This window comes from Rhodococcus sp. T2V, from assembly GCF_029269925.1.
Lineage (GTDB): Bacteria > Actinomycetota > Actinomycetes > Mycobacteriales > Mycobacteriaceae > Rhodococcus_F > Rhodococcus_F koreensis.
Window position 1 is genome coordinate 1 of the sequence record NZ_JARJBD010000163.1, and the last position, 11,053, is coordinate 11,053.

At 67.8% G+C, this 11,053-nt stretch carries 10 protein-coding genes; 3 read left to right on the top strand and 7 right to left on the bottom strand.

What is annotated here, in order from left to right; translation table 11 throughout:
* Positions 1-388 precede the first annotated feature (388 nt).
* Both tyrS and P3H15_RS51220 read right to left on the bottom strand, forming a co-directional pair.
* Positions 389-1,666, bottom strand: coding sequence for a tyrosine--tRNA ligase (gene tyrS / locus P3H15_RS51215; RefSeq protein ID WP_276144355.1), 1,278 nt, complete (start codon positions 1,664-1,666; stop codon positions 389-391).
* An 8-nt stretch (positions 1,667-1,674) separates the two neighbouring features.
* Positions 1,675-2,346, bottom strand: coding sequence for a DNA-3-methyladenine glycosylase (locus P3H15_RS51220; RefSeq protein WP_276144356.1), 672 nt, complete (start codon positions 2,344-2,346; stop codon positions 1,675-1,677).
* A gap of 39 nt (positions 2,347-2,385) precedes the next feature.
* On the opposite strand from P3H15_RS51220, the gene P3H15_RS51225 reads away from it, so the two are divergent.
* The 3 genes from P3H15_RS51225 to P3H15_RS51235 are packed head-to-tail and all read left to right on the top strand — an operon-like array spanning position 2,386 to position 4,495.
* Complete coding sequence (locus P3H15_RS51225; protein ID WP_276144357.1) at positions 2,386-3,117, top strand: ABC transporter ATP-binding protein; 732 nt, start codon at positions 2,386-2,388, stop codon at positions 3,115-3,117.
* Positions 3,117-3,872 (top strand): ABC transporter permease, encoded by a 756-nt coding sequence (locus P3H15_RS51230; RefSeq protein WP_276144358.1) that lies wholly within the window; start codon positions 3,117-3,119, stop codon positions 3,870-3,872. The genes P3H15_RS51225 and P3H15_RS51230 overlap by 1 nt, the downstream gene beginning before the upstream one ends.
* Positions 3,869-4,495 carry a TetR/AcrR family transcriptional regulator gene (locus P3H15_RS51235; RefSeq protein ID WP_276144359.1) on the top strand — a complete coding sequence of 209 codons (627 nt, stop codon included), beginning with the start codon at positions 3,869-3,871 and terminating at the stop codon, positions 4,493-4,495. Before P3H15_RS51230 ends, P3H15_RS51235 begins: the two co-directional genes overlap by 4 nt.
* Here P3H15_RS51235 and P3H15_RS51240 read toward each other — a convergent pair whose 3' ends face one another.
* The 5 genes from P3H15_RS51240 to P3H15_RS51260 all read right to left on the bottom strand — a co-directional run.
* Positions 4,496-4,708, bottom strand: a complete 213-nt coding sequence (locus P3H15_RS51240) for a Trm112 family protein (RefSeq protein ID WP_072949263.1) — start codon at positions 4,706-4,708, stop codon at positions 4,496-4,498.
* A gap of 38 nt (positions 4,709-4,746) precedes the next feature.
* On the bottom strand, positions 4,747-7,737 hold the full coding sequence (locus P3H15_RS51245) for an acyl-CoA synthetase (RefSeq protein WP_276144360.1): 2,991 nt from the start codon (positions 7,735-7,737) through the stop codon (positions 4,747-4,749).
* A 106-nt stretch (positions 7,738-7,843) separates the two neighbouring features.
* Positions 7,844-9,262: an argininosuccinate lyase gene (argH, locus tag P3H15_RS51250; RefSeq protein ID WP_276144361.1), complete on the bottom strand. Its 1,419-nt coding sequence runs from the start codon at positions 9,260-9,262 to the stop codon at positions 7,844-7,846.
* A gap of 2 nt (positions 9,263-9,264) precedes the next feature.
* A complete protein-coding gene (locus tag P3H15_RS51255) occupies positions 9,265-10,464 on the bottom strand; it encodes an argininosuccinate synthase (RefSeq protein ID WP_276144362.1) in 1,200 nt (399 codons plus the stop codon).
* Positions 10,465-10,511: 47 nt separating this feature from the next.
* Positions 10,512-11,053, bottom strand: a 542-nt coding sequence (locus P3H15_RS51260) for an arginine repressor (RefSeq protein WP_276144363.1), incomplete at its 5' end; no start/stop codon positions are given.

Sequence of the window (11,053 nt, forward strand, 5' to 3'; positions counted from 1 at the left end):
CATTCATCGACACACTGTTGAGTTCTCAAAGAACACGCGCACACCATCACTTCTGGCTCACTCGCCAGCCGCTCCGGGGCAACCGTTCCAACTTATCTCCTGCCGCATCCCGGCGCAAACCGGGGCGATCAGGACATCTCGAAAGCATCGAAACTTGCTCGGTGTTCTCGGGAAGTTCAGGCGCCTGCGTCCAACCTCGTGTCCCCGGCCTCTCGGTCGGGGTTGGTGTCCGTGTCGCTCTGACCTGGAATAAGTTACGCGAATGAAAACGGAGCGTCAAATCCCCTGGTCACAGGAATCCGGTACGTGAAATCCGCTGGTGACCCGCGCTGCGCGCGGGCCACCGGACGGAGTCGGTCCGAATTACGCCGCTGTGACCCGCCGCACGCTAGTTCGACAGCACTTTGACGCCGGCGAAGTTGCGCTTTCCGCGCCGAACCACGAGCCACGTCCCGTGCAGCAGATCGCCCGATTCGGGAGTCCAGTCCTCACTGGAGATCTTCTGGTTGTTGACGGAGGCGCCGCCTTCCTTCACAGCGCGGCGGGCCGCACCCTTGCTCTCGCACAAGCCGCTGAGAACGAGAAGGTCGACGATGCTGGATGGCTCGCCCGGCGCGAGTTCCGCGACGGACGCCTCACGAAGGGCGGCGCCGAGCGTCGGCTCGTCCAGGTCCTGCAGTTCCGCGCGGCCGAACAGTGCCTGGCTCGCGAGCTCCACGGCACGGGTGTTGGCTTCGCCGTGCACGAGTGTCGTCATCTCGGCGGCGAGCCTGCGCTGGGCCTCGCGGGCATGCGGCCGCTCGGCGGTGGCCGTCTCCAGTTCCGCCAGCTCCTCGGCGGTGAGGAACGTGAACCATCGCAGGTACTTGATCACGTCGGCGTCGCCGGTGTTCACGAAGTACTGGTACCACGCGTAGGGGCTCGTCATCTCCGGGTCGAGCCACAGGCTTCCGCCTCCTGTCGACTTTCCGAACTTCTTGCCGTCCGCCGACGTGACGAGCGGGACGGTCAGACCGTGAACCGATTCGGCGTCGACGCGCCGGTTCAGCTCGACGCCGGCGATGATGTTGCCCCACTGATCGGATCCGCCGACCTGCAGTGAGCAACCGTGACTGCGTCGCAGGTGCAGGTAGTCGTTGGCCTGGAGCAGCATGTAGCTGAATTCGGTGTAGGACATGCCGTCGGTTTCGAGGCGACGCTTCACGGTGTCCCGCGCGAGCATCACGTTGACGGAGAAGTGCTTGCCCACGTCGCGGAGGAAGTCGATGGCCGACAGCTTGCCCGTCCAGTTCATGTTGTTCTCGATGACGGCGCCACTCGGCGAGTCGTCGAACTCGACGAACCGTTCGAGCTGACCCCGAATCCGATCGGCCCATTCCGCCACGATGTCGGCGGAGTTCATCGTGCGTTCACCGACGTCGCGGGGATCGCCGATCAGACCGGTCGCACCACCCGCCAGCACGATGGGACGGTTGCCCGCGCGCTGGAATCGCTTCAGCGCGAGCAGCGGCACGAGATGGCCGGCGTGCAAACTCGGTCCGGTCGGATCGAAACCGGCATAGAGCGTGACCGGTCCGGCGTCGAGATCACGGCGCAGCGCGTCCAGATCGGTTGATTGGGCAATGAGCCCGCGCCAGGTCAGTTCATCGATGATGTTCTCAGTCACGGGTTCGATCATCCCATCCGCTCGTCGGCGGGCATCGCACGCGGGCTTCTCCGGTACGCGGACACGGCCGGCGACTCCGGAATCCAGAAGCGCCACGGGCGGTCGGCGGCCGTGCTGACCCCGACCCGCGGGCCGCTCAGCCAGCCGTCCGAATCCGCAACCTCCAGCCGAACGGGCGAATCGGTTTCGAACAGTGCCGCACCGTTCTCGGCGAGGGTGACGCCGGTCGCGGACCCCAGGTTGCCGGGCCCGCGCGCCCAATCGGCCGGTCTCGTCGCGTGGGGTCTGCGTGCCCGGACCGTCGCGGACCCGTCGAGCACTTCTCCCGCACGAAGCAGCACTCCGCCCGCGGTGCCGACCGGACCGTAGGACACGTTCATGCAGAAGTGCATCCCGTAGCTGCGGTAGACGTACAGGTGCCCGGCCGGACCGAACATCACCTCGTTGCGCGGGGTCCTCCCCCGGTACGAGTGCGAAGCCGGGTCGGGCCACGGGCCGTCCTTCTCCCCGCCGTACGCCTCCACCTCGACGATGCGGATCCGGACGTCGCCGACGATCAGCGTGGATCCGAGGACGATGTGCGCGGCGTCCACGGGTTCTGCCCGGTCGAGTCGATCGATGGTCACGTCCCGATTCTCCACAACCGTTGACGACGCCACCCCGACGGTCGCATAATTCATCACACAATGAATTCACCCAGTGATGAATTGAGGCCCGCCATGAATGGCAGCGCAGCGATCGACATCCGTGATCTGCACGTGCGCCGAGGCAGGAACGAGGTGCTGCACGGCATCGACGTGCAGGTGCAGAGCGGATCCATCACCGGCCTCCTCGGACCCTCCGGATGCGGAAAGACCACGCTGATGCGGTGCGTGGTCGGCACTCAGATCGTGGAATCCGGGACGGTCACCGTGCTGGGGTCCCCCGCAGGCTCGGTCTCCTTGCGAAGCCGCGTCGGGTACGTCACCCAGTCCCCCAGCGTGTACGCCGACCTCACGGTCAGGAAGAACGTCGCCTACTTCGCCGCGCTCTACGGTCAGCCGTCGAGCGCGGTCACCGAAGCTGTCGACGCGGTCGGGTTGTCTCGCTTCGCCACCCAGAAGGCGGCAGATCTGTCGGGTGGGCAGCTGGGCCGGGTCAGCCTGGCGTGCGCGCTGGTGGCGCGCCCCGAGCTCCTCGTCCTCGACGAACCCACCGTCGGCCTGGACCCACTCCTGCGCGTCGAACTCTGGGAGCGATTCGAGGAACTCGCCGCCGCGGGAACCACCCTGCTGGTGTCGAGCCACGTCATGGACGAGGCCGAACACTGCGCGTCGCTGCTGCTCATGCGGGACGGTTACGTTCTCGCGCAGGTCTCCCCCGGCGGACTCCGGGAACAGACCGGAGAGACGAGCCTCGAAGACGCTTTCCTGAACCTCATCCGCGCATCACATGTCGGGAGTGAGAACTGATGAACGTCACGATCTTCGCGGCCACGGCGGGCCGGATCCTCGCGCAACTGCGGACGGATCACCGCACGGTCGCCATGATTCTGGTGGTGCCCAGCCTGCTGATGGTGCTGCTGTACTTCCTGTATCAGAACGTTCCGGCGCCGCCCGGTCAGCAATCGCTGTTCGAGCGCGTCGCGATCACGATGCTGGGCATCCTGCCGTTCGTCGTGATGTTCCTCGTCACGTCGATCGCGATGCAACGCGAACGGACGTCCGGCACCCTCGAACGCCTGCTCACGACACCGATGGGCAAACTCGACCTGCTCGGTGGCTACGCCGCGGCGTTCTCCAGCGCCGCTGCGGCGCAGGCGGCGCTGGCGTGTGCGGTCTCGTTCGGATTCCTCGGCCTCACCACCGAGGGCAGCGTGACGTGGGTGCTGCTGATCGCCGTGCTGAACGCGATCCTCGGCGTGGCCCTCGGTCTGCTGTGCAGCGCGTTCGCGCGCACCGAATTCCAGGCGGTGCAGTTCATGCCGGTGGTCGTGGTTCCCCAGCTCTTCCTGTGCGGGCTGCTCGTTCCGCGGGATCAGCTCCCCACCTGGCTGGAATGGATCAGCAACGTCCTCCCGCTGAGCTACGCCGTCGAGGCGTTGCAGCAGGTCGCCACCCACCCCGGGGCGACCGGCCTCATGTGGCGCGACCTCGCGGTGGTCGCCGCCTTCGCCCTGCTCGCACTGTCGCTGGGCGCCGCAACGCTGAGGCGCCGCACACCATGACCGACCCCGCGACACGCATCGACAGCGCACCCGGGCTGCGGACCGGACGACGCCCGGGCAACCCGGACACGCGGTCACGAATCCTGACTACCGCACGAAAACTGTTTGCACAGAACGGATTCGACAAGACCAGTGTCCGTTCCGTGGCTTCCGGGGCGGGCGTCGACTCCGCGCTGGTCCACCACTACTTCGGAACCAAGCGACAACTGTTCCTCGCGTCGGTGGACATTCCGGTGGATCCGACGAAGGTGATCGCGCCGGTGCTCGACACCCCGCCGGACGAGATCGGCAGCCGCCTCGCCCGGGCCGTGTTCTCGGTCTGGGAGTCGCCGCACAAGCCCGCCGTGGTCGCGGCGTTCCGGTCCGCGATGGCGGGGAACGAACCGACCCTCATCCGCACGTTCCTCCTCGAGGTCGTGCTCCGAGACCTCGGACCGCGCGTCGACGAACCACCCGGAACCGGCATGCTGCGCATGCAATTGGTGGCATCGCAGATGGCCGGCGTCCTGGTGACGCGGTACGTCCTCGAAATCGAGCCACTCGCGTCGCTGCCCATCGACGATCTGGTCGCGATCGTCGCCCCGACGTTGCAGCGTTATCTCACCGGCGATCTGCCGGTGTGATCAGGCCTCGCCGGCGGCTCGGGCGAGCAGCGTCTCGTGCTCGGCCGCGTCGACGTCCCTGGCCTCGTCGATCAGCAGGACGGGGATCCCGTTCTCGATGGGATACGCCCGCCGAAGGCGAGGGTTGTAGAGCAACTCGTCTCCGACCAACAGCAGAGGACCCTTGTCCTGTGGGCACGCGAGAATGCCGAGCAACGTCGGATCAATAACCACGGAAGTCCTCTCCAACCGTTCGGGTGAGCAGTGTCAGGCTACCGCGCGCCGGCGGGCACTCCGGCGGAGCCGTCCTCGAGCTCGGCGGCCACCGCCTTGGTCAGGCGCCGGTACTGGTGCGATTCCGGATCGGCGTACCACACACGGGTTCCCGGCTTGGGCAGGCCGGCAGCGCTCAGGGCATCGGCATTCGGGCGATACGAGGACCCCAGCGGGATGTCCCCCACCACCTGGATGATGTCGGGCCGCAACGCGGGCGCAAGCGCGTCGAGCGCGTCGGAGATCTCCGCCAGTCTCGGCGGCGGCCCGTCGCGGAGGGTGAACGCGGCAACGGCCAGCGTGCGGCCGCCGACCGCCACCCCGTAGGCCACCGCGAGGTCGACACGATCCACGGACCCGAGCGCGTCGACGATCGGCTGGGTGAACACCGCGCCCCGGGGAGTCGCGATCACGGTCTTCCGGTGGTCGACCAGCCAGTAGTCCCCGTCGGCGTCGCGGCGGAAGAGGTTCTCCGTCGGAATCCACGCGTCGCCCGCGGCGAAGATTCCGCGCATCGCGCCGCCGGACATCTCGGCGTGCACGCCCGCCCTGCCGAGGAGCAGACCGACCTCGTCGTCCTCGCATTCGCGGATGAATCCCTGCTCGTCCTCCAGCAGCCGGCCGGCGATCGGGTCGTAGGCCGCCAGCCGCACCTCGGCGCTGCCGGGCAGGGGCCGCCCCTTCGCCCCGACCTTCGCGCCTGCGACGTTCGCGAGAACCACGTCGCCCTCGGTGGAGGCGTAGAACTCGAGGACCTTCGCCGGTGCGAACCGTTCCGTCGTGCGGCGCCACAAGCCCTGCGGCATTCCGGATCCGATGAAGAGCCGGACGGGGTGGCTTCCGTCGAGCGCGAGATTTTCGGCGTCGAGGATCTCGCGCATCATCGTCCACGTGTAGCTGACCACTGTGACGCCGTAGCGGTGGACCTCTTCGGCGAACCGCTCGGGGTCGAGTCCGCGCGAGAGCGCGATCCGGGATCCACCGGCCACCGCGCCACCGATCGCGGCGAGCAGGCTCGACGAATGATGCAGAGGTGCAAGGCAATACACGGTGTCGCCGCGGTCGAGATCGGCGGCCGAGGCCGTTCCGAACGCCGACAGCGCCCACCGGTAGTTCGTGATCTGCTTGGTCTCCCAGTGCCCGTTGGACTCACTGCAGATGATGAACGCCAACTCGCGGGCCAGGCCGGGATCGGGCCGGTACCAGCCCGGCAACGTCACCCCGTCGGGGTCGATCTTCTCGAGATCGACGACATTCGCCGACGGATCCACGTCGAGTTCGCGCTGGGCACCGCCGCCGAGCACGAGCACTTGGATGCCGGTGGCGAGCGCGGCGTCCAGATTCTCCGGGTCGGTGACGATGCGCTCGACACCGTCGATGCGGAGGGCGGTGTGAACTTCCCGCCCCGGGGGCAGGAGGACCGCGACGGCACCGAGACGGGACAGCGCGACGATGGCGGCGAGCGCGCTCGGGCGCGTCTGCATCACGACACCGACGTGAGCGGCGGGACGGACACCGGCCTGGATCAGACCGCGGACCACGTTGTCGATCCGCTGATTGACCGCTTCGTAAGTGTGCACGCGATTGTCGAAGAGGAAGCACTCGCCGCCCGGCGCCTTTCGACGCTGCTCCGCCAGCAACCGGCTGAGCGAGATCTGGGTGTGCGGCTGGATCTGACCGAGCCGGGCCAGCCGGGGCAGCGCCCGCGTGGCCTCGCCGGACAGTTCCACCGTGCCGCGCAACGCGCCGGACGCGAAGTCGCTGATTCCTTTGCCGACACCGACACCCACCTCGGCGACCGACGCCACGGTATGAATGATGCGGTCGCTGATGGACACTCCGGATTCGCTACCGAAGTGCTCGTCGTAGCGCATCAACTCGATGTTGGTGGGGCGTGGCCCCAGCCCCTCGTTCCACAGCACCCACTTGCCGGTCGTGGGCCACGTGTGGGTCGCCGCGGCAGAGCCGACGACGAGACCGAAATGCCCTGCCCGCAACGTCGATTCGTACACGTTCGCGCGTGGGGCGGCCCGGCGGATGCCGCGGACGGCCAACGGCTGACCGATGTCGTCGACCTCTCCCACGAACGCGAGGACCGGACAGGTCAACTCCGCGAGTGACACCACCTGGTCCTTGATCACGAACCCGCCCGTCATCATGCGGTTGTGCACGATGAACTGCTTGAGCAACTCGGCGACGGCCGGACCGGACCACGCGACCCAGCCCTCGGTCGCGAGGAACCGTCGCTGCTGCTCCCGCGGCAACAGCGCTTCCCTGTCGTGCAACTGACGGAGGAAATCCAACCTCGACTTCAGTGTCTTGACGGGGTCGAGGAGCTGAAACCCGGTGCGGGCCATCCATCCCGACACCGCGAGCCGGTTGAAGACGTGGTCCGCGAGGAAGCCTGCGGCGTCGGTGGCGAACCCGGCCGGGATCCCGAACGGCAGCCCGGCGAGCGTGTCGACCGGGCTGCCGAACGTCACGAGTCCGGCGATGTTGCGGCTGCGGCGGTACGCGGCGGCCTGGTAGGCGAACATGCCGCCCTGCGAATACCCGGAGAGATAGACGTCACGGCCGGTGTGCGACCGCACCTGATCGATGATCTCGCTGATCGCGACGATGTGGTCGGCGAGATTCCGATCCCAGCCGCCCTCTTCGGAATCCGGCGATCCGAAGTCGACCACCCAGGGGTCGATCCCCATCGAGCGCAGGATCCCGACCGCGCCCTGGTCCCGTGTCACGTCATAGACGTCGGCCGACATCATCATCGGCGGAACCAGGACGATCGGGGGGCCGGCGTCGGCCGGGTCCGTGTCGGGGAAATACCGTCGGAGCCGATACATCGGTGCGCGTTCGACCACCTCGAACGGCGATGTGGTGAGGTCCGTCTCGAGTCCGCCGAGACGAACCACCTCCAACCCGTTCTGCGCCGTCGCCACCACGCGACGGATCGGGCCCATCACCGTTTCGGTATTCAGTCCCACGAACACTCTCCCAGACTCTCGAACCGTGACGCACGTCTCGCTGCCGCCCGCCCTCACCCTACTGCGCTCGACGCGTCACACAGCCCCTAATCCGGGGCGTCCGACGCCGGTGTCATCGACACCACTCGCGCAGCGACTCGGACAGCTGACGGACCCCGCCCAACTGTTCGGCCACACGGATACCGGCCGTACCGCCGCGGGCGTTACGCGAGGCGATCGAGCCCTCGACGGTGAGCACCTCCCGAACGTCCGGGGTGAGAGCCGGATCGACTCCGGCGAGTTCTTCGTCGGTGAGATCCTCGAGTCCGGCGCCCCGCCCCTCGGCGACGCGGACACACGCCCCCGCAGCCTCGTGCGCGACGCGGAACGGGACGCCCTGACGGACGAGCCACTCGGCGATGTCGGTGGCCAGCGTGAAGCCCGCCGGTGCCAGTTCCGCCATTCGATCCGTGTGGAATTCGAGGGTGGAGACCAGTCCGGTGACCGCCGGGAGCAGCAACTCGAGCTGCGCCACCGAATCGAAGACCGGTTCCTTGTCCTCCTGCAGATCCCGGTTGTACGCGAGCGGCTGCGCCTTCAGCGTCGCCAGCAGACCGGTCAAGTTGCCGATCAGCCGGCCCGACTTGCCGCGGGTCAGCTCGGACACGTCGGGGTTCTTCTTCTGCGGCATGATCGACGAGCCGGTCGACCAGGCGTCGGCGAGCGTGATGTAGCCGAATTCCGGAGTGCTCCACAGGATGACCTCCTCGGCCATCCGCGACAGGTCGACGCCGATCATCGCGAGCACGAACGCCGCCTCGGCCGCGAAATCCCGCGACGACGTGGCGTCGATCGAGTTCTCGGCCGACGAATCGAACGCGAGTTCCGCGGCGATCGCCTCGGGATCGAGTCCGAGCGACGATCCGGCCAGCGCCCCGGAACCGTACGGCGACACGGCCGCCCGCACGTCGAAGTCCCGCAGCCGCTGAACGTCACGAAGCAACGGGTGCGTGTGCGCCAGCAGGTGGTGCGCGAGCAGCACCGGCTGCGCGGCCTGCAGGTGGGTCTTGCCCGGCATCACCGCGGACGGGTGCGCGGCGGCCTGCGTCGCGAGGGCGTCGACGACGTCGAGGACGCCCTCGGCGACGCGGCGGACGGCGTCCCGCAGCCACATCCGGAACAGCGTCGCCACCTGGTCGTTGCGCGAACGCCCGGCGCGCAGGCGTCCCCCGACCTCGGGACCGACTCGATCGATCAGACCGCGCTCGAGCGCCCCGTGCACGTCCTCGTCGGATTCGCTCGGGACGAACTCGCCGCTCGCGACGTCGGCCGCGAGCCTGCCGAGACCATCGAGCATCGTCGCCAGGTCCTCGTCACCGAGCAGCCCGGCCTTGTGCAGCACCCGGGCATGCGCCTGGGAGGCGCGCACGTCGTACGGGGCCAGCACCCAGTCGAAGTGGGTGGACTTGCTCAGCGCCGCCATGGCGGCGGCCGGCCCGGACTCGAACCGGCCGCCCCAGAGGGCGCCTTCGTTGGTGCCGTGAGCACTCATTCCTAGAGACCCAGATCGCGCTTCGCCGCGACCTTCGAGGACAGTCCGTGGATCTGGACGAATCCCTTGGCGTACGACTGGTCGAACGTGTCGCCCTCGTCGTAGGTGGCCAGGTTGAAGTCGTACAGCGACTGGTTGCTGCGGCGGCCGTTGACGACGATCGCGCCGCCGTGCAGGACCAGCCGGATGTCGCCGGAGACGCGTTCCTGCGTCTTCTCGATGAACGTGTCCAGCGCGACCTTCAGCGGGGAGAACCAGAGCCCGTCGTACACCAGCTCACTCCAGCGCTGCTCGGTCTGGCGCTTGTAGCGACCCAGCTCCCGCTCCTGCGTGACGTGCTCGAGTTCCTGGTGGGCGTTGATGAGGACCATGGCGCCGGGAGCCTCGTAGATCTCGCGGCTCTTGATGCCGACGAGACGGTCCTCGACGACGTCGAGGCGGCCGACGCCCTGGGCGCCTGCGCGGCGGTTGAGCTCCTGGATGGCTTCCAGGACACTGACGGGCCTGCCGTCGATCGCGACGGGGCGGCCTGCCTCGAAGCTGATGATCAGCTCGTCCGGGGCCTGCCAGTTGACGGTCGGATCCTGCGTGTAGTCGTAGACGTCCTTGGTCGGCGCGTTCCACAGGTCCTCGAGGAACCCGGTCTCCACGGCGCGGCCCCACACGTTCTGGTCGATCGAGAACGGCGACTTCTTGGAGACGTTGATCGGGATCTCGTTCTCCTCGGCGAACGCGATCGCCTTCTCCCGAGTCCACGCGTAGTCGCGGACCGGTGCGATGACGTCGAGGTCGGGAGCGAGCGATCCGAAGCCCACCTCGAACCGGACCTGGTCGTTGCCCTTGCCGGTGCAGCCGTGCGCGACCGTGGTGCCGCCGTGGGCACGCGCGGCCTCGACGAGGTGCTTGACGATCAGCGGGCGGCTGATGGCCGACACGAGCGGGTAGCGGTCCATGTAGAGGGCGTTGGCCTGGATGGTCGGCAGGCAGTATTCGTCGGCGAATTCGTCGCGCGCGTCCACCACGACCGATTCGACCGCACCGCAGTCGAGTGCACGCTGGCGCACGACCTCCATGTCCTCGCCGCCCTGGCCGAGATCGATGGCGACAGCAACAACTTCCTTGCCGGTCTCCTTGCCGATCCAGCTGATGGCGACTGAGGTGTCCAGCCCGCCCGAGTAGGCGAGTACGACGCGATCGGCCATGGTCCTTGTGCTCCTTAGGTTGAAGATCTGTAGAGATGATTCAGTTGTCAGGCGAGGGATTCGATCTTGGCCGCGAGTTCCGCCCCGCTCAGCGGCTCGCGTGCCACCACGAGAATGGTGTCATCCCCCGCGATGGTTCCCACGACGTCAGGTAATGATGCCCGATCGAGTGCACTCGCCAGATAGTGCGCTGCCCCCGGGGGAGTTCTCAGCACCGCCATGTTGCCACTGGCATCGGTCGACACCAGTAGCTCCCCCAGCAACCGAGACAGCCGGTCGGTTCCGCCGGAGACGCCGCGGACGGGATTTCCGTCCTCGGGCACCACGTAGACCCCGGCGCCGCCGTCAGCGGCGCGGAGTTTCACGGCACCGAGTTCTTCGAGGTCGCGCGACAGCGTCGCCTGGGTGGCGTCGATGCCTTCGGCCGCGAGCAGCGCCGCGAGTTCGGTCTGGCTGCGGACCGGGTTGTTCGACAGGATCGCGACGATGCGCGCCTGCCGACCCGCCCGGGTCGGCGCCGTTGCCGCGTTCGCTGTGCGCTGCGGCGGTGCCGCACCGGTGCGCTGCGGCGGTGCCGCACCGGTGCGCT

Bases quoted from the DNA above. Each gene is read 5' to 3' on its own strand.
- P3H15_RS51225 (WP_276144357.1), top strand. From the start codon at position 2,386: ATGAATGGCAGCGCAGCGATCGACATCCGTGATCTGCACGTGCGCCGA.
- P3H15_RS51255 (WP_276144362.1), bottom strand. From the start codon at position 10,464: ATGGCCGATCGCGTCGTACTCGCCTACTCGGGCGGGCTGGACACCTCA.
- P3H15_RS51230 (WP_276144358.1), top strand. From the start codon at position 3,117: ATGAACGTCACGATCTTCGCGGCCACGGCGGGCCGGATCCTCGCGCAA.
- P3H15_RS51220 (WP_276144356.1), bottom strand. From the start codon at position 2,346: ATGAATTATGCGACCGTCGGGGTGGCGTCGTCAACGGTTGTGGAGAAT.
- argH (WP_276144361.1), bottom strand. From the start codon at position 9,262: ATGAGTGCTCACGGCACCAACGAAGGCGCCCTCTGGGGCGGCCGGTTC.
- P3H15_RS51235 (WP_276144359.1), top strand. From the start codon at position 3,869: ATGACCGACCCCGCGACACGCATCGACAGCGCACCCGGGCTGCGGACC.